Origin of the sequence: Sulfuricystis thermophila, from assembly GCF_004323595.1 — a bacterium.
GTDB classification, from domain to species: domain Bacteria; phylum Pseudomonadota; class Gammaproteobacteria; order Burkholderiales; family Rhodocyclaceae; genus Sulfuricystis; species Sulfuricystis thermophila.
In genome coordinates, this window is the sequence record NZ_AP019373.1 from 966846 (window position 1) to 991933 (window position 25088).

General features: G+C 64.5%; 25 protein-coding genes and 1 tRNA gene. 21 read left to right on the top strand and 5 right to left on the bottom strand.

Annotated elements, in window-relative coordinates:
* Window positions 1–77: 77 nt before the first annotated feature.
* Entirely contained in the window at window positions 78–443 is a 366-nt protein-coding gene (locus M52SOB_RS04930; protein WP_131110842.1) for a hypothetical protein, read from the bottom strand.
* A gap of 38 nt (window positions 444–481) precedes the next feature.
* On the opposite strand from M52SOB_RS04930, the gene M52SOB_RS04935 reads away from it, so the two are divergent.
* Entirely contained in the window at window positions 482–769 is a 288-nt protein-coding gene (locus tag M52SOB_RS04935) for a hypothetical protein (RefSeq protein WP_131110843.1), read from the top strand.
* 82 nt (window positions 770–851) lie between these two features.
* Window positions 852–1730, top strand: a complete 879-nt coding sequence (ylqF, locus tag M52SOB_RS04940) for a ribosome biogenesis GTPase YlqF (protein WP_131110844.1) — start codon at window positions 852–854, stop codon at window positions 1728–1730.
* Here the strand turns inward: ylqF and M52SOB_RS04945 are convergent.
* Window positions 1727–3142, bottom strand: a complete 1416-nt coding sequence (locus tag M52SOB_RS04945) for a sensor histidine kinase (protein WP_131110845.1) — start codon at window positions 3140–3142, stop codon at window positions 1727–1729. The genes ylqF and M52SOB_RS04945 overlap by 4 nt on opposite strands.
* Window positions 3143–3278: 136 nt before the next feature.
* Between M52SOB_RS04945 and M52SOB_RS04950 the strand changes: the two genes are divergently transcribed.
* The 17 genes from M52SOB_RS04950 (at window position 3279) to M52SOB_RS05030 (ending at window position 21828) form a co-directional block, all read left to right on the top strand.
* Window positions 3279–5702: a Tex family protein gene (locus M52SOB_RS04950; RefSeq protein WP_131110846.1), complete on the top strand. Its 2424-nt coding sequence runs from the start codon at window positions 3279–3281 to the stop codon at window positions 5700–5702.
* A gap of 9 nt (window positions 5703–5711) precedes the next feature.
* A complete protein-coding gene (paaI, locus tag M52SOB_RS04955) occupies window positions 5712–6140 on the top strand; it encodes a hydroxyphenylacetyl-CoA thioesterase PaaI (RefSeq protein WP_284155209.1) in 429 nt (142 codons plus the stop codon).
* A 112-nt stretch (window positions 6141–6252) separates the two neighbouring features.
* On the top strand, window positions 6253–7404 hold the full coding sequence (locus M52SOB_RS04960; RefSeq protein WP_131110848.1) for an efflux RND transporter periplasmic adaptor subunit: 1152 nt from the start codon (window positions 6253–6255) through the stop codon (window positions 7402–7404).
* Window positions 7405–10527, top strand: coding sequence for an efflux RND transporter permease subunit (locus tag M52SOB_RS04965; RefSeq protein WP_284155210.1), 3123 nt, complete (start codon window positions 7405–7407; stop codon window positions 10525–10527).
* Window positions 10520–11878, top strand: coding sequence for an efflux transporter outer membrane subunit (locus M52SOB_RS04970; RefSeq protein ID WP_131110849.1), 1359 nt, complete (start codon window positions 10520–10522; stop codon window positions 11876–11878). The genes M52SOB_RS04965 and M52SOB_RS04970 overlap by 8 nt, the downstream gene beginning before the upstream one ends.
* Window positions 11879–11955: 77 nt before the next feature.
* Complete coding sequence (hfq, locus tag M52SOB_RS04975; RefSeq protein WP_131110850.1) at window positions 11956–12186, top strand: RNA chaperone Hfq; 231 nt, start codon at window positions 11956–11958, stop codon at window positions 12184–12186.
* 18 nt (window positions 12187–12204) lie between these two features.
* Entirely contained in the window at window positions 12205–13398 is a 1194-nt protein-coding gene (gene hflX, locus M52SOB_RS04980) for a GTPase HflX (protein ID WP_131110851.1), read from the top strand.
* On the top strand, window positions 13385–14590 hold the full coding sequence (hflK, locus tag M52SOB_RS04985) for an FtsH protease activity modulator HflK (RefSeq protein ID WP_131112440.1): 1206 nt from the start codon (window positions 13385–13387) through the stop codon (window positions 14588–14590). Before hflX ends, hflK begins: the two co-directional genes overlap by 14 nt.
* Window positions 14590–15462, top strand: a complete 873-nt coding sequence (hflC, locus tag M52SOB_RS04990) for a protease modulator HflC (RefSeq protein WP_284155211.1) — start codon at window positions 14590–14592, stop codon at window positions 15460–15462. The genes hflK and hflC overlap by 1 nt, the downstream gene beginning before the upstream one ends.
* Before the next feature lie 22 nt (window positions 15463–15484).
* Window positions 15485–15655, top strand: coding sequence for a DUF2065 domain-containing protein (locus tag M52SOB_RS04995; RefSeq protein ID WP_284155212.1), 171 nt, complete (start codon window positions 15485–15487; stop codon window positions 15653–15655).
* A 5-nt stretch (window positions 15656–15660) separates the two neighbouring features.
* A complete protein-coding gene (locus M52SOB_RS05000; RefSeq protein ID WP_131110854.1) occupies window positions 15661–16818 on the top strand; it encodes an ATP phosphoribosyltransferase regulatory subunit in 1158 nt (385 codons plus the stop codon).
* Between the two features lie 3 nt (window positions 16819–16821).
* The gene (locus M52SOB_RS05005; protein WP_131110855.1) at window positions 16822–18132 is read left to right on the top strand and encodes an adenylosuccinate synthase; all 1311 of its coding nucleotides are present in this window, start codon (window positions 16822–16824) and stop codon (window positions 18130–18132) included.
* Window positions 18133–18477: 345 nt separating this feature from the next.
* Window positions 18478–18828 (top strand): hypothetical protein, encoded by a 351-nt coding sequence (locus M52SOB_RS05010; RefSeq protein WP_131110856.1) that lies wholly within the window; start codon window positions 18478–18480, stop codon window positions 18826–18828.
* Between the two features lie 19 nt (window positions 18829–18847).
* A complete protein-coding gene (locus M52SOB_RS05015; RefSeq protein WP_131110857.1) occupies window positions 18848–19360 on the top strand; it encodes a hypothetical protein in 513 nt (170 codons plus the stop codon).
* Between the two features lie 58 nt (window positions 19361–19418).
* On the top strand, window positions 19419–20018 hold the full coding sequence (locus M52SOB_RS05020; RefSeq protein ID WP_131110858.1) for a LexA family protein: 600 nt from the start codon (window positions 19419–19421) through the stop codon (window positions 20016–20018).
* Between the two features lies 1 nt (window position 20019).
* Entirely contained in the window at window positions 20020–20442 is a 423-nt protein-coding gene (locus M52SOB_RS05025; protein ID WP_131110859.1) for a LexA family protein, read from the top strand.
* A 3-nt stretch (window positions 20443–20445) separates the two neighbouring features.
* Complete coding sequence (locus M52SOB_RS05030; protein ID WP_131110860.1) at window positions 20446–21828, top strand: Y-family DNA polymerase; 1383 nt, start codon at window positions 20446–20448, stop codon at window positions 21826–21828.
* On the opposite strand, the gene M52SOB_RS05035 is transcribed toward M52SOB_RS05030, so the two are convergent.
* Window positions 21782–22168, bottom strand: coding sequence for a hypothetical protein (locus M52SOB_RS05035; RefSeq protein ID WP_131110861.1), 387 nt, complete (start codon window positions 22166–22168; stop codon window positions 21782–21784). The two genes, M52SOB_RS05030 and M52SOB_RS05035, sit on opposite strands and share 47 nt — an antisense overlap.
* A gap of 187 nt (window positions 22169–22355) precedes the next feature.
* Here M52SOB_RS05035 and M52SOB_RS05040 point away from each other — a divergent pair, with 187 nt between their 5' ends.
* On the top strand, window positions 22356–23600 hold the full coding sequence (locus tag M52SOB_RS05040; protein ID WP_131110862.1) for a cytochrome D1 domain-containing protein: 1245 nt from the start codon (window positions 22356–22358) through the stop codon (window positions 23598–23600).
* 103 nt (window positions 23601–23703) lie between these two features.
* Window positions 23704–24192 carry a DUF3299 domain-containing protein gene (locus M52SOB_RS05045; RefSeq protein ID WP_172601749.1) on the top strand — a complete coding sequence of 163 codons (489 nt, stop codon included), beginning with the start codon at window positions 23704–23706 and terminating at the stop codon, window positions 24190–24192.
* A gap of 37 nt (window positions 24193–24229) precedes the next feature.
* Here the strand turns inward: M52SOB_RS05045 and nfsB are convergent, their stop codons facing one another.
* Entirely contained in the window at window positions 24230–24886 is a 657-nt protein-coding gene (gene nfsB, locus M52SOB_RS05050; RefSeq protein WP_131110864.1) for an oxygen-insensitive NAD(P)H nitroreductase, read from the bottom strand.
* Window positions 24887–24961: 75 nt separating this feature from the next.
* Window positions 24962–25038 (bottom strand) — tRNA-Met (locus tag M52SOB_RS05055).
* Between the last annotated feature and the right edge of the window lie 50 nt (window positions 25039–25088).

The following is a 25088-nucleotide window of genomic DNA, read 5'->3' on the forward strand; positions in this document are numbered from 1 at the left end:
GCGCTCGCGACGAATTTTTTCAAAAGCTCCGAGATGCCGCGAAACCAGGCTAGCAAATCGCACCGCCTATTGCAATATCAGATAATTTTATTGCGACGCAGCACGAGGGCATGGCGGAAACGCGCCGGTGCATGGGCGGAAATCGCCGAGCCGGCGACGATGATCCAGAAAAGCGGCAGGCGCACGCTGTCATCGAGCGCCAGCCAGCCGACCAGCACCAGCTTGACGAGGACGGCGATGCCGGCCGCCTCACGCAGATGCTGTGGCTTGCGCCAGACATCGAGCGCGAACATGGCGAAACCGCTGGCGGCGACGGCGATGGCGAAGTGCCGGCCTGACTGGGGGGCACCGAGCAACGCCGCGCCGAGCAGGATCACCGCGATCAGGTGCAGGCCGCGCAGAAGTACGTTGCCCCAGCGCAAGGCGAGGTCGAGAGCGGTCATCGGTTTGCGGGCCATTTTTGCATGATAGGCTGCAAACCATGAACGGCGAAATCCTGGTGCGCGAGATGGCGGCGACGGAGCAGGAATTCCGCCGTGTGCTCGAGTTCGCGTTTCCGCGCGACGTGACCGAGCGCGACGGCAAGCTGCTCGTCACCGGGGAAGGGGCGGCGATGGAGATCGGGCTTACCTCGCTGCCGCCACGCGTGATCGCGCGGCTGTGCCTTCCGCGGTTGGCGGTGCGCATCCGCTTTATCGACGGTGCGCCGGAGCAGCGTCAGGCGCTGCTGGCACGCATGGATCGGGCGATGCAGCGGGGTGGGGGGTGAAACCATGCCGTGTCACCAGCGCCGATTTCCATCGCCGGGCGAGTGGGGGATAATCGCGGCCCCATCCCGTTCGTGACATGCCATGACCATCCAATGGTTTCCCGGCCACATGGCCGCGGCGCGCAGGAAAGTCGCCGAGACGCTGGCGCGCACCGATGTCGTCATCGAGGTGCTCGACGCGCGTTGCCCGGAGGCCAGTAGCAATCCGCTGATCCGCGAGCTGCGCGCAGCGCGCCAGCGGCCGGTGCTGCGCGTGCTCAACAAGGCCGATCTCGCCGATCCGGCGGCAACCGCCGCCTGGCTCGATACCTATGCGCAGCAGCCGGGCGTGAAGGCGGTGGCGCTTTCCTGCAAGAAGCCAGGCGATGCGGCGAAGATACCCGGCCTATGCCGTCAGCTCGCCCCGCACCGCAACGACAATACCAAGCCGCTGCGCATGATGATCCTCGGCATCCCCAACGTCGGCAAATCGACGCTGATGAATGCGCTGCTCAAGCGCCGCATCGCCGCCGTCGGCGACGAACCCGCGGTGACCCGGCAGCAGCAGAGCTTCGATCTCGGCCCCGGCATGACGATCACCGACACGCCGGGTCTCCTGTGGCCGAAGATCGAGTTTGATGCCGACGGCTTCATGCTGGCGGCCTGTCATGCGATCGGCAGGAACGCCGTGATCGACGAAGAGGTGGCGGTGTTTCTCGCCGGAATCCTGCTCGAACGTTATCCGGCGCTGCTCGCGGCGCGTTACCGGATCGAGCCGGCAAAGCTCGATGCCGTCGGGGTCGTCGAGGCCGTGGCCAAAAGACGCGGCTGCCTGCGCCAAGGCGAGTTCGATCTCGAAAAGGCAGCGTTGATCCTGCTGACCGATTTTCGTTCTGGTGCCCTGGGCCGCATCAGTCTGGAAACGCCCGCGAGCCGCGCCGCGATGCTGGCACGGCAAACGCTCGAGACGACGGCGTCCTAGCGAGGGCATTCTGCCAGCCGCAGTGGCAGTTGCAGCGTAAAGGTGCTGCCATGCCAGGGGGTGCTGACGGCCTGGATCGTGCCACCCATCAGGCTGGCCAGGTTCATCGCGATGGGCATCGCCAGCCGGGGGCCGCCTTCCGGACGGCCCGGCGAGCGGTCTTCAGGCGCGAAGGCACGGAACAGGCAGTCGATTTCTTCCTGCGTCATGCCGACGCCTTCATCCCTGACCGAAAACCACAGTTCGTCCTCGGCGCTTAGCACGGTCAGCACGATGCTGCCGTGCGAACTGTGGCGCACGGCGTTCATCAGCAGGGTGACGAGGATCTGCCGGAGGCGCACCGCGTCACCCTCGATCCATTCGGGCAGGGAAGGACTTTGCCGACAGACGAGTTCGAGCCCCTTGGCGGTTGCGTGTTGCTCGACCGCAGCGACTGCATCGGCGACGAGACTGGCGAGCTTGCAGGGGTGATTTTCGAGGATCAGCTTCCCTGCCTCGATACGGGAGAAATCCAGCACGTCGTCGATCGTGGCCTGCAATTGGGCACCGGCAGTGTCGATGCGGGTGAAGTGGGCCTGATCGAGCGCAGACTCCCCCTGGCGTGCGCCGAGCCGGGCGATTTGGCGGATGGTGGTCAGCGGTGCTCGGATATCGCGGCTGAGGTGGGCGAGGAAGCGGCTTTTGGCTTCAGAAGCGGCTTCCGCATACTCGTATGCTTCGCGGGCTTCGCGGATCGTCACCACCAGTCGATCGGCCAATTGGTTGATGTCTTTGACGAGGCGGCCGAGTTCGGTGTTCTCGTGGCCGGCGGGAACGGCAAGTCTTTCGTCACGCAGGGCCTCCATCGAATGCAGGCGCTGGGAGAGGTGGGAAATCGGCCGGGCGACGAAGACGATCAGTGCCGTGCCGATCGCGCCCGAGACGACGAGAAGCTGCCAGAGCAGCTGCTCTGCTGCACGCCGGATCTCGTCGCTGCGCTGCTGGGCGATCACTTCCGGGTTGGGGGAAAGCCGGATCATGCCGACTTTCTTGTCGGGTGTGAAAGGGGACATCACCACTCGTTCGAGAGGAGGCAGCGAGACGGCCTCCGAAACCGGTGCTTCGCCGCCACGCTTTGCATCGACGAGCGTGGTTTCATCGGCCTGGATCAGCACATGCAGCACTTCCGGACTTTTCAGCAGCCCGCTGGCGACATCCTCGGCGAGCGCCTGGTCTTTCAGGAAGCAGGCGATGCTCAGGGTGCTGTAAACCGTGTCGAGCAGCTGATTCAGCCGGATGTCGACATCCCGCGCTGCTCGTTCGGCAGTTGCATGATAGGTGAACGCGAATATGCCGATGCCCGCCACGAGAAAGGCGAGCACCGTGAGCAGGATCGAACGCAGGACGATGCCATCGCCCGGGAACGGCTTCATCGGGCCACGTCGAGTGAGGGAAAACGATCCGGACAGCGCATCGTGCAATCATACCCAGTGAATATCCGGTGGTGACACATTGCACCCTCGGCAGGCTTGCGGTAGTGTGCGCGCCTTTTCGTTTCCGGTCCGACCCATGTTGCCTTCGATCGAATCCCGCATCGCCGCCGAACTCGGCGTGCATCCGAACCAGGTCGCCGCGGCCGTCCAATTGCTCGACGGCGGCGCCACCGTGCCTTTCATCGCCCGTTACCGCAAGGAAGCCACCGGCAATCTCGACGATACGCAGTTGCGTAGCTTGGAAGAGCGGCTCGTCTATCTGCGTGAGCTCGAAGAGCGCCGCGCGGCGATCCTGCAATCCATCGAGGAGCAGGGCAAGCTCACACTGGAGCTGAAACACGAAATCGAGCACGCCGAGACCAAGCAGCGCCTCGAAGACCTGTATCTCCCGTATAAGCCCAAACGCCGCACCAAGGCGCAGATCGCCAAGGAAGCCGGGTTCGAACCCTTGGCCGACGCGCTCTACGGCGATCCGACGCTCGATCCCGATGCCGAGGCGGTGAAGTTCATCGACGCCGACAAGGGCGTGCCGGATGTCAAGGCCGCACTCGACGGTGCGCGGCAAATCCTCATGGAGCGTTTCGCCGAGGATGCGGCCCTGCTGGAAAAGCTGCGCGCATATCTGACCGAGAACGCCTTCATCGTTTCAAACGTGATCGAAGGCAAGGAGGAGGCGGGGGCGAAGTTCCGCGACTGGTTCGCCTTCCGCGAGCCCTTGAAGAGCGCCGCCTCGCACCGCGTGCTGGCGCTTTTGCGCGGCCGCAACGAGGACGTGCTGCGCCTGGCCATCAAGACCGAGCCCGAGTTGCGTGACCCCCCGGAAGCGTCGCCCTGCATCGCGATGATTGCGCGCCATGTCGACATCGAGGACAAGGGCAGAGCCGCCGACAGATGGCTCATCGAGACCGTGCGCTGGACCTGGCTCGTCAAGCTCTCCTTGCATCTGGAAACCGAATTGATGGGCATGTTGCGCGAGCGGGCCGAGGAGGAGGCGATCCGCGTCTTCGCGCGCAATCTGCACGATCTGCTCTTGGCCGCGCCGGCCGGGCCGAAGGCGGTGATCGGCCTCGATCCGGGCATCCGCACGGGTGTTAAGGTCGCCGTCGTCGATGCCACCGGCAAGCTCCTGGAGACGACGACGATCTATCCGTTCGAGCCGCGCCGCGACTGGGAGGTGTCGATCGCCGTGCTGCGTCAGCTCGCGCAAAAGCACGGTGTGTCGTTGGTCGCGATCGGCAACGGCACTGCGAGCCGCGAGACCGACCGGCTCGTCGGCGAGCTCATCAAGCGTCATCCGGAGCTCAAACTCACCAAGGTCGTCGTCTCGGAAGCCGGCGCCTCGGTCTATTCGGCATCCGAACTGGCGGCGCGTGAGTTCCCCGATCTGGACGTTTCCCTGCGCGGCGCGGTGTCGATTGCGCGGCGGCTGCAGGATCCGCTGGCGGAGCTCGTCAAGATCGAGCCGAAGAGCATCGGCGTCGGCCAGTATCAGCACGACGTCAATCAGGCGAAGCTCGCGCGTGCGCTCGATGCGGTGGTCGAGGACTGCGTCAATGCCGTCGGCGTCGATGTCAATACCGCCTCGGCGGCGCTTCTGGCCCGTATCTCCGGTTTGAATGCGATGCTGGCGGCGAACATCGTCGGTTACCGCGACCAGCACGGCGCTTTCCCGACACGCGAGGCGCTGAAAAAAGTGCCGCGGCTGGGCGAAAAGACCTTCGAGCAGGCGGCCGGATTCTTGCGCATTCCGCACGGCGAGAATCCGCTCGATGCCTCGGCAGTGCATCCGGAAGCCTATCCGGTCGTCGAGCGGATTCTTGCCGACATCAAAAAGAGCGTGAAGGAGGTGATCGGCGATACGCACCTCATCCGCTCGCTCAAACCCGAGAAATACACCGATGAGCGCTTCGGCCTGCCGACCGTGCAGGACATCCTCAAAGAGCTCGAAAAACCCGGCCGCGACCCGCGGCCCGAATTCAAGACGGCCACCTTCCGCGACGGCGTCGAGGACATCACCGACCTCGAGCCCGGCATGGTGCTCGAAGGGGTGGTCACCAACGTCACCAATTTCGGCGCTTTCGTCGACATCGGCGTGCATCAGGATGGGCTGGTGCATGTCTCGGCGCTCGCCGACAAGTTCGTGCGCGATCCGCATTCCGTCGTCAAGGCCGGCGACGTGGTGAAGGTGAAAGTGCTGGAGGTCGATCTGCCGAGAAAGCGCATCGCGTTGTCGATGCGGCTTGCCGACGAGGTGCAACGGAATGTAAAAGTCGGCGCTGGCGGAAAAGGGGACGTCCCGCCGGGCGCCGCCTCATCTCGGAGAGTCGGCGCTGGCGGAAATGAAGACGTCCCGCCGGGCGCCGCCTCATCTCGAAGAGTCGGCGCTGGCGGGACGGCACCACAGCTGCCGCAAAAGCTGCATCAGAAGGATAAGCAGCGCTTTGCGCCTGCCGAGCCGCAGAGCGCGATGGCGGCGGCTTTCGCGAAACTGAAACGATGAGGTATGCGTATGAGTCCAGAGCAGGTGGCAGCAAAAGTCGCCGAGATCATGTGGCAGGACGACCATGCCGCGCGTGGCCTCGGTATCAACATCGAAGCCGTCGGGCCGGGCATGGCGCGGCTGACGATGCCGGTGCGGCAAAACATGGTCAATGGCCACGGCAGCTGTCACGGCGCCTTCATCTTTGCGGTGGCCGACGCTGCGTTCGCCTATGCCTGTAATTCCGATAACCACCGCGCGGTGGCCGGTGGCGCGAGCATCGATTTCCTCGCGCCGGCGCTTTTGGGCGACGTGCTGACGGCGACGGCCATCCGGCGTCAGCAGGGTGGGCGTAACGGCCTCTACGACATCGAGGTGACCAATCAGGACGGGCGGCTGATCGCGCTCTTCCGCGGCCGCTCGGTGCGCGTGAAAGGCCATATCTTCGATCCGGTCTGAAACGCTTTGTAACATTGTGGAGAGCGACCTGCGTCGCGCTTCGCGTAGCATGGCGAGCCTGCGCGCCCGATGCTGCCATGCCGCTGCCCACGGTTTTTTTGCGGAGAAAGCAATGAAAAAAATCACGTCCGTCCTGCTGTTGATCCTCGCGGCCTGCGGCCAAGGCCCAGATGCGGGCAAACCCGGCGCGAGCGCTGGGCCGGGCGGACCGGGCGCAATGCCACCGCCGGAAGTCGATGTCGTCACGGTCAAACCCACTGTCGCGCGCATCACCCAGGATCTGCCGGGCCGGCTGCTCGCCTATCGCACGGCCCAGGTGCGCGCGCGCGTCGAGGGGGTGGTCGAAAAGCAGTTGTTCGTCGAGGGCAGCGACATCCAGGCCGGCACGCCGCTGTTTCAGATCGATGCGCGCACCTACCGGGCGCAGCTCGATGCCGCCGAGGCCGATCTCGCCGCGGCGAAGGCCGTCTTGGCGCGCTACCAGCCGCTTTTGGAAATCAAGGCGGTGAGCCAGCAGGAGTTCGATGCCGCCGCGGCGAAGGTGAAGCAAGCAGAGGCGGCGGTGGCGAAGGCGAGACTCGATCTCGAGAATGCCGTCCCGCCAGCGCCGATTTCCGGCCGCATCGGCCGTGCGCTGGTCACCGAAGGCGCGCTGGTCGGCAAGGGCGAGGCGACGCATCTCGTCACCATCGAGCAGATCGACCCGATCCGCGTCGAATTCACCCAGAGTTATGCCGACCTCATGCGCCTGCAGCAGGCGGTGAAGGCCGGCAAGCAGAAGAAGGCGGACAGTGCCGAGGTGCAGCTTTTGTTGCCGGACGGCTCGCTCTATGCCGAAAAAGGCCGGCTCAAATTCGCCGACATGGCGGTCGATCCGAACACCGGCGCGGTCGTGCTGCGCGCCGAGTTTCCCAATCCGCGCCGTGAACTCCTGCCCGGCGCTTTCGTGCGCGTGCGTTTCCCCGAGGCCATGATCGACGACGCGCTCACCGTGCCGCAGCGCGCGGTGCAAGGGTCGCCCACCGGCCAGATCGTGATGACCGTCGATGCGGAGGGTAAGGTGAGCGTGAGTCCGATCAAGACGGGCGGCATGAGCGGCGGCGATTTCATCGTCACCGAGGGTCTCAAGGCAGGCGATATGGTGATCGTCAATGGCCTGCAGAAGGCAAGGCCCGGCAGCGTCGTCAAAGCGGTGCCCTGGATGCCTGGCGCGCCCCTCTTGGCTGCACCGCCCGCCCCGGCCGCGCCAGCGGAGAAGAAGTAAATGCTGCCGCGCTTCTTCATCGACCGGCCGGTCTTTGCCTGGGTGATCGCGCTGGTCATCATCCTCGGGGGGCTACTCTCCTTACGACAGTTGCCGGTGGCGAGCTACCCGTCGGTCGCCCCCCCGGCGCTCTCCATCACCCTCAACTATCCCGGTGCCTCGGCGCAGGTGGTCGAGGAAACCGCGGTAGCCCTGATCGAACAGGAGCTGAACGGCATCGAGAACCTACTCTACATGGAGTCGAGCGCCGAGCAAAACCGCGGCACGATCACGCTGACGTTCGCATCGGGCACCAATCTCGATCTCGCCTCGGTCGAGACACAAAACCGCATCAAACGCGCCGAGGCGCGTCTGCCCGAGGATGTGCGGCGGCTGGGCGTCACGGTGGCCAAATCGGCGCGCAACTTTTTGATGATCGTTTCGATCTTTTCGCCCGATCAGTCGCTCGACAACATCGCCTTGGGCAGCTTCGCGGCGGCGAACGTGCTGGAGAGCATCCGCCGCACCCCGGGGGTGGGCGAGGCGATCCTGTTCGGCACCGAATATTCGATGCGCATTTGGTTGAGGCCCGATCGGCTCCAGGCCTTCAATCTCACCCCGGCGGATGTCGCCAAGGCGGTGCGCGCGCAGAACGTGCAGCTCGCCACCGGGGAGCTGGGCGCGATTCCTGCCGTGCCGGGGCAGGAAATCGCCGCCACGATCATCACCAAGAGCCGCTTGGCCACGCCCGAGGAATTCGGCGACATCATCGTCAGATCGGATGCCCGTGGCGCGACGGTGCGCGTGAAAGATGTCGCGCGGGTGGAATTGGGCGCGGAGGATTATTCGGTGGCGGCGCGCGTCGATGGTCAGCCGAATGCGGCGATCGCCGTGCGCATGGCCCCCGGTGCCAACGCTCTGGAGACCGCCAAGGCGGTGCGCGCGACGATGACCCATCTCGCGCAGTATTTCCCCAAGGGGATCGACTGGCTGGTGCCGTATGACACCTCGACCTTCGTCGACATCTCGATCCGCGAGGTGGTCAAAACCCTCATCGAGGCGATGATCCTCGTCGTGCTGGTGATGTATCTGTTTCTGGAGAACTGGCGCGCCACCTTCATCCCGGCCATCGTCGTGCCGGTGGCACTGTTGGGCGGCACGGTGGGACTCTATTTCTTCGGCTACTCGATCAACGTGTTGACGCTGTTCGCGATGGTGCTGGCGATCGCTATCGTCGTCGACGATGCGATCGTGGTGGTCGAGAACGTCGAGCGCATCATGAGCGAGGAGGGGCTTGCCCCCCGGGAGGCGACCATCAAGGCGATGGGACAGATCTTCGGCGCGATCATCGCCATCACCTTGGTGCTCTCGGCGGTGTTCGTGCCGATGGCCTTCTTCGGCGGCTCGACCGGCGCGATCTATCGCCAGTTCTCGGTGACCCTGGTGCTGACGATGCTCTTTTCCGCCTTGATGGCGATGACGCTCACTCCCGCCTTGTGCGCGACACTGCTCAAGCACCAAAAGGGCGAGGTGCTGCCTGCGCGTGGCTTCTTCGGGGGGTGGAACCGTTTCTTCGCCGCGACCGTGAAGCGTTATGTGGGCGCCACGCGACGCATGCTCGGCCGGCCCGGCCGCTGGCTCGTCGTCTATGCGACGATCCTCGCCGCCGCCGGCTGGCTGTTCGCGAAGCTGCCCGGCAGTTTCCTGCCCTCCGAAGATCAAGGCTACTTCATCAACATCGTCCAGCTGCCGCCGGGCGCGACACGCGAGCGCACGCTCGAAGTGCTCTCGACCGTCGAGCAGTATTACCTCAAGCAGCCCGAGGTCGCGCATGTGATCGGGGTGGCCGGCTTTTCCTTCTTCGGTCGCGGCCAGAATGCGGCGATCGCCTTCGTGCGCCTGAAAGATTGGGACGAGCGGCCGGGCAAGGAAAGCGAAGCCGAATCACTGGTCAGGAAGGCGAACATGACCTTCTTCCGCATCAAGCAGGCGATGATCTTCGCCATCAACGTGCCGCCGATTCCGGAACTCGCCGCGGTCGGCGGCTTCGATTTCCGCTTGCAGGATCGCGGCGGCATCGGGCGCGAAAAGCTTCTCGAAGCCCGTAACATGGCGCTGGGTTTGGCAAGCCAGAACCCCGTGCTGGCGGGCGTGCGCCCCGAAGGGCAGGAGGCCGGACCGCAACTCTTCCTCGACATCGACCGCTTGAAAGCCAGCGCGCTCGGGGTGAGCATTGCCGATCTCAACGACACGCTGCAGTCGGCGCTGGGTGCTGCGTATCTCAACGACTTCGTGCGCCAGGGGCGCATCCTGCGCGTGCAGATGCAGGCCGACGAGAGTCTGCGCCGCACACCGGAAGACATCCTGCGGCTGCCCATCAAGAACGGCCGCGGCGAGATGATCCCGCTGGCCGAATTCGCGCAGGCGAAATGGATCATCGGCAGTCCGAAGCTCGACCGCTACAACGGCTTGCCGGCGATGAAGCTCTCCGGTGGCCCCGCGCCGGGGCGCTCGACCGGCGAGGCGATGGCGGCGATGGAGGCGATCGCCAAACAGCTGCCGGCGGGCGTCGGCTTCGAGTGGTCCGGCACCTCGTTCGAAGAGCGTCAGTCGGGTGCCCAGGCGCCTTTCCTGTTCGCCATCTCGCTACTCGTCGTCTTCCTCTGTCTGGCGGCGCTTTATGAGAGCTGGTCGGTGCCCTTCGCGGTCATGCTCGTCGTGCCGCTCGGCATCTTCGGCGCGGTGCTTGCCGTGACCTTGCGGGGACTGCCGAACGACATCTATTTCAAGGTCGGCCTGATCGCGATCATCGGTCTTTCGGCGAAGAACGCGATCCTGATCATCGAGTTCGCACGCGAGTTGCAGGAGCAGGGCAGGGAGTTGATCGAGGCGACGCTCGAAGCCTGTCGCTTGAGGTTCCGTCCCATCCTGATGACCTCGATCGCCTTCATCTTCGGCGTGCTGCCGCTGGCGATCTCGACCGGGGCGGGCGCCAACAGCCGCCACGCGATCGGCACCGGCGTGATGGGCGGCATGATCTCGGCCACGGTGCTTGCCGTCTTCCTGGTGCCGGTGTTCTTCGTCGTCGTGCGACGCATTTTCCCCGGTCATCCCCGGCATCGAACGGAGTCGCACCATGAATAAGTCGCTGCCGCTCGTCCTCCTCATCGCTGGCTGCTCCTTCATCCCACCCTATGAGCGGCCGGCAGCGCCCGTCCCGCAAGCGTGGCCGGTGCAGGGTGCCGTCTCACCCGCGCCGAGTTTCAACGGCGACTGGCGCACCTTGTTCACCGATCCGACCCTGCAACGACTGATCGACTTGGCGCTCGAACACAACCGCGATCTCATGATCGCCGTCGCGCGCGTGGATGAAGCGCGCGCGCAGGCGGGCCAAAGCCGCGCCGACCTTTTCCCGACCGTCGATGTCGGCGTGCAGGAGCAGGCGGCGCGGGTGCCGGGCGATCTCAACGCGTCCGGCCGGCCGGTGATCAACCGGCGTTTCGATGCCAACCTCGGCGTTGCGGCCTTCGAGCTCGATTTCTGGGGGCGGGTTGCCAGCCTGGAGACGGCCTCACGCGCAAACTTTTTCGCCAGCGAATTCGCCCAACGGGCATTTCGCCTGAGTTTGATCGCCGACGTGGCGAACGCCTATTACAGCCTCGTCGAGCTCGACCAGCGCGCGCGGCTTGCCGAGGCGACGGTGCAAAGCCGCGCCGAGAGCCGTGAGCTCGTCGCCAAACGGCGCGAGGCGGGACTCGCGAGCGATCTCGACTTTCTCGCCGCCGATGGCGCCTATCGAACCGCGCAGGCGGAACTGGCGAATCTCGAGCGGCAGAAGGCGGCGGCAAAAAACGCGCTGCGTTTGCTGGTGGGGACTGAGGCTGCCGTCCCGCCAGCGCCGACTTTCGGCGCTCTGCCGGAAATTCCTGTCGGACTGCCGTCGGAGGTGTTGCTCAACCGCCCCGACATACTGGCGGCCGAGCAGAAGCTCATCGCGGCCAATGCCAACATCGGCGCGGCGCGCGCAGCGTTTTTCCCGAAGATTGCGCTGACGGTCGCAGCCGGCAGCGCCAGCGCGGCGCTCTCGGGCCTGTTTGCCGGCGGCAGCGGGGCGTGGAGCTTCGTGCCCGTACTCAAGTGGCCATTGTTCGATGGCGGGCGCTCTGCGGCGAACGAGGAACTCGCCGAAGTGCGCAAGGTCATCGCGGTGGCCGATTATGAGAAGACGATCCAGCAAGCCTTCCGCGAAGTGGCCGATCTTTTGGCCGCGCGCGAGCATTACGCCAGGCAGCTCGAAGCGCTCGTTCAGGCCGAAGCCGCGCAAGCCGAACGTCTGCGCCGCGTCGAGGCGCGTCAGCGCGCCGGCGTCTCCAGCTATCTGGAACTCTTGGATGCCCAGCGCGAGCTGTTCGCCGCGCAGCAGGCCGTGATCAGCGTGCGGCGGGCGCTGGCGGCGACTGCCGCTGGGCTGTTCAAGGCGACGGGCGGCGCCTGATGGCCGCCGGCGCTGGCTTCCCCGGTGAAAATCGGCTACATTGCGCTTTTTCATAACCATGACTTCGTGAGGCCATCATGAGCAACAAAGGGCAGATGCTACAAGACCCGTTTCTGAACACGCTGCGGCGCGAGCACATCCCCGTTTCGATCTATCTCGTCAATGGCATCAAGCTGCAGGGGCAGGTCGAATCCTTCGACCAGTATGTCGTGTTGCTCAAGAACACCGTTACGCAGATGGTCTATAAGCACGCCATTTCGACCGTGGTGCCCGCCCGTCCGGTAAACATCAGTTCAGACGCCGAGTGATTTTGCTGGCTGGTGACGATGTTTGAGCGTCCCGCCGCGGGTGAGCGGGCCCTGCTCGTCCAGCTCGATTTCGGCGAGGGCGATTTCGCCGAGCGTCTCGAGGAGTTCCGGCTGCTCGCCACCAGTGCCGGGGCCACTCCCGTCGCGACCATCACCGGCAAGCGCAGCCGGCCCGACCCGGCGACCTTCGCAGGCAAAGGCAAGGTCGAGGAGATCCGCCTCGCTGCAGCCGAACACGGCGCTGATCTGGTTTTGTTCAACCACGAGCTCTCGCCAGCCCAGCAGCGCAACCTCGAAAAGCTGCTGGAGCGCCGCGTCATCGACCGCACCGCGCTGATCCTCGATATCTTTGCGCTGCGTGCCAGGAGCCATGAAGGCAAGCTGCAGGTCGAACTCGCCCAGCTCGAGCACCAGATGACGCGGCTGGTGCGCGGCTGGACTCACCTCGAACGGCAACGGGGCGGCATCGGTCTGCGCGGGCCGGGCGAAAAGCAGTTGGAGACCGACCGGCGGATGCTCGGCAAGCGCATCGCGGTGCTCAAGGAACGCCTCGAACAGCTCGAACGCCAACGCGGCGTGCGCCGCAAGGGGCGCAGCCGCAGCGAGGTACTGTCGGTGTCGCTGGTCGGCTACACCAACGCCGGCAAGAGCACGCTGTTCAACGCCTTGACGAAGGCCGGCGCCTATGCCGCCGACCAGCTTTTTGCCACCCTCGACACCACGTCGAGAAAGCTCTATGTGCCGACCTGTGAGCTGGAGAGCGGCCGTTCCGGTTGCCAGGTGGTGATTTCCGACACGGTCGGCTTCATTCGCGACCTGCCGCACGCGCTCGTCGCGGCTTTCCATGCCACGCTGGAGGAAACCGTGCATGCCGATCTGCTGCTGCACGTCGTCGATGCCGCGAGCCCCGACCGCGAGCAGCAAATGCGTGCCGTCCTCCAAGTGCTGAGCGAGATCGGCGCCGCCGAGGTGCCGCAGATCGTCGTCCTGAACAAGATCGACCTGCTCGGCGGGGCCGTCGGGCCGGGGGTCGAGCGCGACGAGTGTGATAACATCGCTCGCGTCCGTGTCAGCGCCAAAACCGGCGCCGGACTCGACCTGTTGCGAGCCGCGTTGGCCGAAATGTCGCGCAAGCTGGCAGCGCCGATCATCGATAAGACCACCCACCCCATGACAGAACATGATCACCGGCATCCTGATGTCGCTCAATGACCACGGCTGGGGCAACGACCCCGGGCGCGGCGGCCGTAACGGCCCACCCGATCTCGACGAACTGTGGCGCGATTTCAACAAACGCCTGTCCGGCATCTTGGGCAAGAAGGGGGGTGGCGCGGGCGGCGATGACGGTGGGTCGCGCATGCCGAATCTGACGCCCGGGCAGTTCGGCGGTGGCATCGGCTTGCTGATCGCACTTGTCGCGGTCGTCTGGCTCGCGAGCGGTTTTTACATCGTCGATGCCAGCCAGCGCGGTGTGGTGCTCACCCTCGGCAAATATTCCGAGACGACCGAGCCGGGCCTGCGCTGGCGGCTGCCCTGGCCGATCCAGACCCATGAAGTCGTCAACCTTACCGGCGTGCGCACCATCGAGATCGGCTATCGCGGTTCCGAGAAGAACAAGGTGCTGAAGGAAGCACTGATGCTCACCGACGACGAGAACATCGTCAGTGTGCAGTTCGCCGTGCAGTATCTGCTGAAAGACCCGAAGGCTTACCTGTTCAACAACCGCCATCCCGACGATGCCGTCACCCAGGCTGCCGAAACCGCGATCCGCGAAGTGGTCGGCAAGAGCAAGATGGACTTCGTGCTCTACGAAGGTCGTGACGTGATCGCCGCCAACACGCAGAAGACGATGCAGGAGATCCTCGACCGTTATGATACCGGCATCCAGATTCGCGCCGTGACGATGCAGAGCACCCAGCCGCCCGAACAGGTGCAGGCCGCCTTCGACGATGCCGTCAAGGCCGGCCAGGACCGCGAACGGCAGAAGAACGAGGGCGAGGCCTACGCCAACGACGTGATTCCACGCGCGCGCGGCACCGCCTCGCGCCTGTTGCAGGAAGCCGAAGGCTATCGCGCGCGGCTCGTCGCCACCGCCGAGGGCGAGGCGGCGCGCTTCGCCAAACTGCAAAGCGAATACGCGAAGGCGCCGGAAGTGACACGTCAGCGCCTCTATCTGGAAACCATGCAGCAGATCTTCGCCAACACCAGCAAGGTGATGATCGACGCGAAAGGAAGCGGCAATCTGCTCTATCTGCCGTTGGACAAGCTGATGCAGCAGGCGGCGGCGAACCCCGCGCCGGCTGAAGCGCCGACCGTCGAGCGTCCATCGGCGCCGGCATCCGCCCAGGAAAACCGCGACGTGCGCACGCGTGGCCAGCTGACGCGCGAACGGGGAGAACGCTGATGCAACGCCTGCCTTTCATCCTCGGCATCGTCCTCGCCGTGTTCGTCGTCGCGGGCGCGATGCTGTTTACCGTCGATCAGCGCCAGTATGCGATCGTCTTCCAGCTCGGCGAGATCAAGGAAGTGGTCAAGGAGCCCGGTCTCAATTTCAAGTGGCCGCTGATCCAGAACGTGCGTTATTTCGACCGGCGTATCCTGACGATGGACACGGTCGAGCCGGAACGTTTCCTGACCGCCGAAAAGAAGCCCGTGCTGGTCGATTCCTTCGTCAAGTGGCGTATCCACGACGTCAAGCAGTTCTATATCTCGGTGCAGGGTGACGAGATGCTGGCCAAGACGCGTCTGGCGCAGACCGTGAACTCTGGGTTGCGCGAAGAGTTCGGCAAGCGCACCGTGCATGACGTCGTCTCGGGTGAGCGCGACAAGATCATGGCCGAGGTGCAGAAAAAGGCGGATGGCGATGCGCGTCAGATCGGTGTCGAGATCGTCGATGTGCGCTTGAAGCGCGTCGATCTGCCGCCCGAGGTGTCCGAGTCGGTCTATCGCCGCATGGAAACGGAGCGCAAGCGCGTGGCCAATGAGCTGCGCTCGCAAGGCGCGGCCGAAGCGGAACGGATCCGCGCCGATGCCGACAAGCAGCGCGAGGTGATCGTCGCCGAGGCCTATCGCGATGCACAGAAGATCAAAGGCGAGGGCGATGCCAAGGCGGCGGCGATCTATGCCAAGGCCTTTGGCGAGAACCCCGAGTTCTACGCCTTCTATCGCAGTCTCGAAGCCTATCGTCAGAGCTTCGCCAACAAGAACGACCTGCTCGTCGTCGATCCCAGCGCCGATTTCTTCAAGTATCTGAGGAACGGCGCCAAGGCCAAGTAAGCGACGCCCAATGTCGAATCTCATGTTGGCGTTCGCGCTGATGCTGGTGATCGAAGGACTGCTGCCTTTCGCCGCGCCGCGCATCTGGCGCGAGACTTTCCGTCGTGCGCTCGAGCTTTCCGACGGTCAGCTGCGTTTCGTGGGCTTGAGCTCGATCGTCATCGGTCTGGCGCTGTTGCTGCTGTTCAGGTGAATGCCATGCATGCCTGGTTGCTGCCCGAGGCCATCGAAGACCTGCTGCCCGCCGAAGCTGCCCAGATCGAGCGTCTGCGCCGCCGTCTGCTCGACGAGTTCGCGCGCCATGGCTACCAGCTGGTCGTGCCGCCGTTGCTCGAGTTCGCCGACGCGCTGCTCGACGAACATGCCAGCGATCTCAATCTCTCCAGCTTCAAGCTGGTCGACCAGCTCTCGGGCCGCACGCTGGCGCTGCGCGCCGACATCACGCCGCAGACCGCGCGCATCGATGCCCACCTGCTCAATCGCAGCGGCGTGACCCGGCTGTGCTACTGCGGCAGCGTGTTGCACACCCGGCCGGCGGGGCTGTTCGCGACGCGCGAACCGATCCAGATCGGCATCGAACTGTATGGCCACGCCGGTCTCGAGGCCGACCACGAGGTCATCCGGCTGCTCGCCCGCACGCTGCATCTGGCCGACCTGCCGCCTTCCCGCATCGACCTCGGCCATGTCGGCATCTTTCGCGCCTTGGTGGCCGGCCAGGGGCTGGCGCCCGCGCAGGAACAGGCGCTGTTCGAGGCCTTGCAGGCCAAAGATGTGCCCAGCTTGCGCGAACTGGCCGTGGTGCTGCCAGAGCCGGTGAGGAATGGACTGCTTGCCCTGCCGACTCTCTACGGCGGCGAGGAAGTGATCCGCGGCGCGTCCGTCTGTCTGCCGATGCTGCCCGAGATCACGCGTGCGTTGGGCGACTTGCAACGGCTCGCCAGCGAGCTTGCCGATCTGCCGTTGTCTTTCGATCTGGCCGACCTGCGCGGCTATCACTATCACAACGGGGTCGTGTTTGCCGCCTATTGCGCCGACAGTCCGGGGGCGATCGCCCTGGGCGGGCGTTACGACGGCATCGGTGCCCGCTTCGGCCGTGCCCGGCCGGCAACGGGTTTTTCGCTCGACCTGCGCGCGCTCGCGCGCCTGGCAAAACCGCAGCCGATGCCGGGTGCGATTCTCGCGCCCTGGCCGGAAGACGAAGCAGCGCACGTGGCAATCGAACGCCTGCGCGGCAGCGGCGAAATCGTCATCGCCGCCTTGCCCGGTCATGAAGGCAGCTGGCGGGAGGCCGGCTGCGACCGCCGCCTGGTGCGGCGCGGTGATGAATGGATCATTGAACCGTTAGGGGAGAATTGAAAGATGGCCAAGAACGTAGTCGTGATCGGCACGCAGTGGGGCGACGAGGGCAAGGGCAAGATCGTCGACTGGCTCACCGATCATGCCCAGGCGGTGGTGCGTTACCAGGGCGGCCACAATGCCGGCCACACCCTGGTGATCAACGGCAAGAAAACCGTGCTGCATCTCGTGCCCTCCGGCATTTTGCGCGAGGGCGTCACCTGCTACATCGGCAATGGTGTCGTGCTCTCGCCCGATGCGCTGATCAAGGAGATCGACGAGCTCAATGCCGCCGGCGTCGATGCCGAGGCGCGAGTGAAGATTTCCGAGGCCTGCCCGCTGATCCTGCCTTATCACCAGGCGCTCGACGTCGCGCGCGAGGCCGCCAAGGGGGCGAAAAAGATCGGCACCACCGGCCGCGGCATCGGTCCGGCTTACGAAGACAAGGTGGCGCGACGAGGCCTGCGCGTGCAGGACCTGCTGCGGCCCAAGCGTTTCGCCGAAAAGCTCGCCGAGGTGCTCGACTATCACAACTTCGTGCTGAAAAATTATCTCGGCGCCGAAGCCGTCGATTTCCAGCAGGTGTTCGACGGTGCGATGGCGCTGGCGCCGCGTCTGACGCGGATGATCGCCGACGTGCCGCGCGCGCTCTACGATGCGCACAACGCCGGTGCCAACATCCTCTTCGAAGGAGCGCAGGGCACACTCTTGGACATCGACCACGGCACCTATCCGTATGTCACCTCGTCGAACTGTGTCGCCGGCGGCGCGTCTACCGGCGCAGGGGTCGGACCCGGCATGCTGCATTACGTGCTCGGCATCACCAAGGCCTATACCACGCGGGTTGGCGGCGGGCCGTTCCCGACCGAACTCTATGACGCCGTGGAGAAGCAGGACCCGATTGGCAAGCACATGGCGACCAAGGGGCACGAATTCGGCGCTACGACCGGCCGGGCACGCCGCTGCGGCTGGTTCGACGCCGCGGCCCTGAAGCGCTCGATCCAGATCAATGGCGTTTCGGGTTTGTGCGTGATGAAACTCGACGTGCTCGACGGTCTCGAGGAAATGAAGATCTGCACCGGCTACAAACTCGACGGCCAATTCACCGACATCCTGCCGGTCGGTGCCGACGAGCTCGAACGCTGCGAGCCGGTCTATGAATCGATGCCGGGCTGGAAGGAAAGCACCGTCGGCATCAAGAGCTTCGACGGCCTGCCGCGCGCGGCGCAGAATTACATCAAACGCATGGAAGCGCTCTGCGGCGTGCCGGTCGACATGATTTCCACCGGCCCCGACCGCGAAGAGACCATCGTGCTGCGGCATCCGTTCAAGTAAAGGTCGGCGCTGGCGGAAAATGGGACGTCCCGCCGGGCGCCGCCTTGTCTCGGAGAGTCGGCGCTGGCGGGACGGCACTCTCTCTTGCAACAATTCCTTACACTTTGCCACGCGGGTGACATTGTCTGGCGGTCGGCGGATGCTTCAATTGAACCCAGATTGTCCATTAGGGCGCGAGGCGATTTCGTGGCGAGGGCGAGGCCATTTGCGTCCGCGCGACGAGCCCGCCCGCAGACCGAAAGCGCCCGCGCAGTTCAAGACAACGAGGCTTGCTATCGCTCATCGGCTGACAGGACGGTCTAATGGACAATCTGGGTTGAAGCAAACGCATTCGAGGAGAGGGCAATGAAGCTCATCGCGAAAACCGGATTGATCGCCGCACTGGCCTGCCTGCTGGCGGGCAATGCATGGGCGGACCCCCACTGGCATCATCGGCCACGCACGTCGGTCGAGTTCGGTTTCTATTGGGGCGGACCGTGGTGGTATCCGCCGTATCCCTATCCGATCTATGCCGCGCCACCGGTCGTCGTGGTGCCGCCGCCCGCGCCGCCACCGGTCTATATCGAACAACCGAAGTCTGCGCCGCCGCCCGAACCCGGCTACTGGTACTACTGCCGCGAGGCACAGGCGTACTATCCCTATGTCAAGGAATGCCCGGGGCCGTGGGAGAAGGTGGCGCCCCAGCCGCGGCAGTGACGCGCAAGGAGAGATGGTGATGAACCCAAGGAAAAAAGTGCTTCTGCCGCTGTTGTTGGCCGGGCTGGCGCTCGCCGGCTGTGCGAGCGTGCCGACCGCGCCGAGCGTGATGGTCCTGCCCGGCACGGGGCGGACGTTCGACGAGTTTCGTGCCGACGATGCCTATTGCCGCGAATATGCCTTCCAGCAGATCGGCGGCCGGTCGCGCGAGCAGGTCGCCGGCTCGGCGGCGGTCCAGAATGCCGCCATCGGCACGGCGATCGGTGCCGTGGCCGGCGCGGCGATCGGCGGTCGCGACGCGGCCGGCGTTGGCGCCGGCATGGGGTTGATCGTCGGCAGCGCTTCGGGTGCCGAAGCCTCTCGTGGCGCGGTATACGGCAGTCAGCGTCACTATGATCATGCCTATGTGCAATGCATGTATGCCCGTGGGCACCGCGTGCCGGTGAGCATGTCGGGCTACACCTCGGCGCCGCCCGCGGCTGCCGTGCCACCCCCGCCGCCAGGGAATCCGCCTCCGCCGCCTCCCCGTTGACAAGCGAACGAACGTTCTCTAAAGTAGAGAACGTTCGTTCAGCTGTGGGGAGCGTGTCATGCCTGCTGCCAATCCCGCTCGCGATGCCGATTATCTCGACCGGCTGCGCGACTATTACGCCGAGAACCGGCACATTCCCTCGTTTCAGCGTATCGCCGAATTGATGGGTTTCGCCTCGAAGGCGGCGGCCAGCAAGCTGATGGATCGTCTGGCGGCCGCCGGCTTTTTCGAGCGCGCGCCCGATGATGATGCTTGGGTGCCTGCCGAGCGCTTTTTCGAGCGTCCGCTGGCCGAGGTTGCGGTGCGCGCCGGCGCGCCGGACATGATCGAAGGCGGCCAGGGGGAGCTTTTCCTCGTCGATCGCTATCTGGTGCGTCAGCCCTCGCGGACCGTGATGGTGCCGGTGAAGGGCGATTCGATGATCGACGCCGGTATCCACGATGGAGATATCGTCGTCGTCGAGCGTACCAAGGCCGCGAAAGCCGGCGACTTCGTCGTCGCGATCGTCGATAACGAGTTCACACTCAAGGAGCTCGCGCTGGAGCAGGGCCGTTTCGTCCTCAAGCCGCACAATCCGGCCTATCCGGTGATCCGCCCGCGCGGCGAGCTGGAAATCTTCGGCGTGGTCACCGGCCTCGTCCGGCGCTATCGGTCCTGACATGCCACGTCTGTCTGCCGAAACCGGCGTGATCCTGCCGCCGGGTCAGCCCTTGCTCGATCGGGCGGTGCCCGCGGGTTTTCCGTCTCCGGCTGCGGATTATTTCGAGGTGCGGCTCAGTCTCGACGAATATCTCGTCGATCACAGGGAAGCGACGTTTTTCGTACGCGTCAGCGGAAATTCGATGACCGGTTTCGGCATTTACGACGGTGATCTCTTGGTGGTCGACCGCGCGCTCGATCCGGCCGACCGCAGCATCGTCGTTGCCGTCGTCGATGGCGAGTTCGTCGTCAAGCAGCTCTGCCGGTTGCCCGATGGCGTGCTGCTGCGCTCCGGCGCGCCGGGCCACCGCGACATCCTCGTCGGGGAAGGGCAGGAGTTGCAGGTATGGGGAGTGGTGCGCTGGAGCATCCACAAACTCTGAACGATGACGTTCGCGCTCGTCGATGGCAACAACTTCTATGTCTCCTGCGAACGGGTGTTCGACCCGCGGCTGAACGGCCGGCCCGTCGTCGTCCTGTCCAACAACGACGGCTGCGTCGTCTCGCGCAGCGACGAGGCAAAGGCGCTCGGCGTGAAGATGGGCGCGCCGTGGTTCCAGTTGCGTGATCTCGCGCGGCGCCACGGCATCGTTGCGCTCTCCAGCAATTACGCGCTGTATGCCGACATGAGCAACCGCATGATGGCGGTGCTCGCCACCTTTTCCCCGCTGCAGGAGATTTACAGCATCGACGAATGTTTCTTGGGTCTCGACGGCATCGTCGGGAAAGACCGCTACGAATACGGCCAGGCGATCCGCCGGCAGGTGAGGCAGTGGCTCGGTCTGCCGGTCTGTGTCGGCATCGGCACCACCAAGACCTTGGCCAAGCTGGCCAATCATTGTGCGAAGAAGCGGCTGGCCGGCAGTGACGGCGTCTGTGATTTCACGATGCTGCCCACAGAGGCGCTGTCTGGGCTTTTCTCGACCATTCCGGTGGGCGAGGTGTGGGGGGTCGGGCCGCGGCTGGCGCGGCAGCTGACGGAAATCGGCATTCCCAGCGTCGAGGCGCTGCGCCGTGCCGACACGGCGATGCTGCGCGCCCGCTTCTCGGTGGTGCTGGAGCGCATCCAGCGCGAGCTCAACGAGATTCCCTGTCTTGCGCTCGAAGAGGCCGCGCCCAACAAGCAGCAGATCATCTCCTCGCGCTCTTTCGGTCGTTACGTGACCGAGCTGGCCGCGCTGCGGGAGGCCGTCGCCAGTCACGTCGCGATCGCGGCGGAGAAGCTGCGTGCTCAGGCTTCATGTGCCGGGATGGTGCAGGTGTCGATCCGTACCAACCCGCACAACCCAAACGCGCCACAGTATCAGGGGGCGCTCGCCGTGCCGCTGTCGACGCCGAGCGACGACACGTTGCGGCTGACGCGGGCGGCGCTGTGGGCGCTCGAACGCATCTATCGGTCGGGATTCGCCTATCAGAAGGCCGGCGTCGCCCTGCTGGAGCTGAGCCCTGCGGCAGCGCTGCCGCAGGACCTGTTCGCCGCTGCTCGTGACAACACGCGGCTGATGCAGGCGATGGACCGTATCAATGCGATCTGGGGGCGGGGGACGCTGCGCTCCGCGGCCACGGGACGTGGCAATGCGTCCTGGCAAATGAAGCGCGAACGGCTGAGCCCCGGCTATACCACGCGCTGGGATCAGCTGCCCCTGGTGAGAGCTTGTGGAAAATCTGCTGCGCTCGCGACGAATTTTTCCACAAGCTCTGAGCTGACGGGCTGTCCCGGGTTCATACAGCGGGGAGGCGTTTGGCTGCTTTCGCGATCAGTCGGCTAATGATCTCGATGCGCGGGACCCGATAGTAGAGGCAGAGCCGTTCGAGATCGGCGGTGATTTCCGCTGTCAGCAGGAGCTCGACGCGCTTCATGCCCGCCTCCAGCCTCCGTTTGCGGCTTTCGCTCGCTCTCACCGCCGCCGGGATCGGATTTTTCGAGCGCGGGCGGCCGCGCCGTGAGAGTCCGGGTAAGAAGGGTTGGAGGGACTCGGGCAGCGCGGCTTTTGGCTTGCTGCGCGGTCGCGATTTCTTCGCTGTCGTGCCGACGATTTTTTTCGACTTATCCGGATTCGATTGATCGGGCAGCTCGAAAAGTGGTCGGTCTTTCTTGGTGTTGGTCATTTCGTAGGATTTTTGGATTTAACCGAATCCGGATTCTACTTGTTGCGACCGGACTGCCGTGAGCAGGGCAAGGTCGTCGTCCATTTCGTGCCGAGCCGCCAGCGCCGAATTTTCAGTATAGTGGATAGCGGTATCAAGGAAATTGATATCCGCTCGATCTCATGTTCCATTCACAGGAGGAGGAAACATGCATACCAACAAGAAGCTGATCGTCACCGCCCTTGCGGCTGCCTTTGCCCTCGCGGGCTGCGCCACCACCGCCACCGCGCCGAAAAGCGCCGACGTCAAGTGGCCGAACCTGATCGTCCACCTACACGGCGGCAACGGCAAGGCCTATCTGGTCGATCCGGCCACCGACAGCGTTGTCGCCACGCTCGACACCGAGAAGAGCGCCGGCTTGGGCGACACTACACCGGATGGCCGCAAGGTCTATGTCGGCGCCGAAGGGGAGGGCAAGGATACGGTGACCGTCATCGACCTCGACAAGCGCGCGGTCGTCGCCAAGATCAAGACTGGCAACCGGCCGAAGCATCCGGTCGTGAGCCCCAATGGCAAGCTGGTGATGGTCAACCACTGGGGGCTGGATGAGGGCAAGCTGCGCGTCACCTTCATCGACACTGCGACCGACAAGGTCATCAAGAACGTCGAGCTCGCCGTCGCCGGCCAGGCCAAGGGCCCGACCTCGATGCACAACGCCTGGAGCTACGATTCGCGCTACGCCTTCACCGTCGATCGCGTCGACGACCACTTCGTCATCATCGACACCACCGACTGGTCAGTGAAGAAGATCAAGATGCCGTCCAAGCCGCACTATGTCGCGCCCAGCCCGGATGGCAAGGAAGTCTGGGTCGTCGTCGAAGGCAAGGATCGCGAGTCGAACTATCCCGGCGCGCTGGTGTTTGCCATCGGCAGCTTCGAGCAGATCGCGCAGATCAAGATGCCGCTCATCGGCCAGGGCGTGATCGAGGGCCACCACGGCAATTTCTCGCAGGACGGCAAGTATTTCTTCATCCTCAACCGCGGCCCAGGCAGCAAGCTCGAAGGCACCGAGGTCGCCGTGTTCGATGCTGCGACCAAGAAGCTCGTCAAGCGCACCGACACCGTTTCGACCGGCATCGGCCACACCTACAACACGCCGGACGGGCGCTATGCGGTGGTGACCAACTACGGCAACAACTGGGTGTCGGTGATCGACAATACCCAGGGCTTCAAGGTCGTCAAGGATCTGGCCGTCGGCAAGGGGCGCATGGGCCACATCGCTTTCACGCCGGACAGCCGCTATGGCTATCTCTCGAACGCCGGCGATGGCAACCTGCACAAGCTGGACATGAAGACGCTGACGGTCGTCAAGGAGATCAAGACCGGCAACGCGCCTGGCGGCTCGCAGGTGCTGAATGTCTGGACCAACGTCTTTGAAGAACTGCCGCGCTGATTGGCGGGGCGCATGGCGGCGGGGCCTCGGCCTCGCCGTCTTGTTGCCTAGCCTCGCCTTTGCCCAAGCCGAATTCCGTGTCGGCGAGACGTTAGCCGCACCCATGGCACGGTCACTGCCGGCCGGTGTCACCGAGATCGAGTGGGAAGCGCTGATGCCGGCGGACTGGAATCCGAAGAAGGCGCTCGAAGGCGTCGATCTCGCCGCGCTGTCCGACAACGACCCGAAGGCCAATGCCCTGCTCGACAAACTGAGGCAGGACCTCGACAAGGCGCCGGTCGTCAAATCGCTCGATGGCAAGCGGGTACGCATCGCCGGCTTCGTCGTCACGCTAGAACGCGACGACAAGGGCGTGCGCGAATTCCTGCTGGTGCCTTACTTCGGCGCCTGCATCCACACCCCGCCGCCGCCGGCCAACCAGATCGTCCATGTGCTGGCAAAAGAACCCTATCCTGCCGAAAAGGCCATCTTTCCGGTCTATGTCACCGGAACGCTCAAGACCGTTGCGGTGGTGACGGCCGAGGGCGCCGCGGGCTACCGGATCGCCGACGCACAGGTGGAAGAATATCCCTGGCGCCGGCAACGCAGGTGAACAGCGGCCGCGGATCGCGCGCCCGTCTTGCGAAGGTTCATAGTTCCGTGATCACCGTCGCTGTCGGCAGGCGCGATTTGGGCAGGCGGGCGTTGAAATCCTCCGCGCTGCGATAGCCGAGCGCGGCGAGCACCACGCTGGTGAGCCCCTTTTCGCGCAGACCGAGCACCTCGTTGAGGATGCGGCTGTCGAAGCCCTCGATCGGCGTCGCATCGATGCCCAGCGCCGCGGCAGCGAAGAGCAGCGTGCCGAGCGCCAGATAGACCTGTTTTTCCATCCAGTGCTGGGTGTCTTTCAGGTCGAAACGGTGCAAGCCCGCATAGAACCGGCGGCTCTTGAGCTGGGCGGCTTGGGCATCCGGATTCGGAAAACGGCCATCGCGAGCTTCCTGGTCGGTGACCGCGACGAGATGGGCGTCGTCCAGCGTCGTGCGGGCGCAGAACACCACGACATGGGAAGCATCGCGGATCTTCGGGCCGTTGGCCGAAAACACCGGGTGCTCCGTCGCCTTGGCGATGTTTGCCTTGGCGGCTTCGCTGGCGGCAATGATGAAATGCCAGGGCTGGGAATTGACGGAGGAAGGCGCAAAGCGCAGCAGAGTTTTCAGCTGCTCGACCTGCTCTGATGGGATCTTGCGCTTGGGGTCATAGGCCTTGCAGGTATGTCGGGTCTGGGCGATCTGGGCAATGTCCATCGCAGCGCTCTCCATGTCGGATAGGAAAAAACAAGGCCAACCACCGCTAAGTAGTTGGCCTCATTGGGTTTTGTTTGGTTGCGGGGGCAAGATTTGAACTTGCGACCTTCGGGTTATGAGCCCGACGAGCTGCCAGACTGCTCCACCCCGCGTCAGAGGCGCCATTATGCAAGAAACCGGCCATCGGCGTCAATAACCGTGA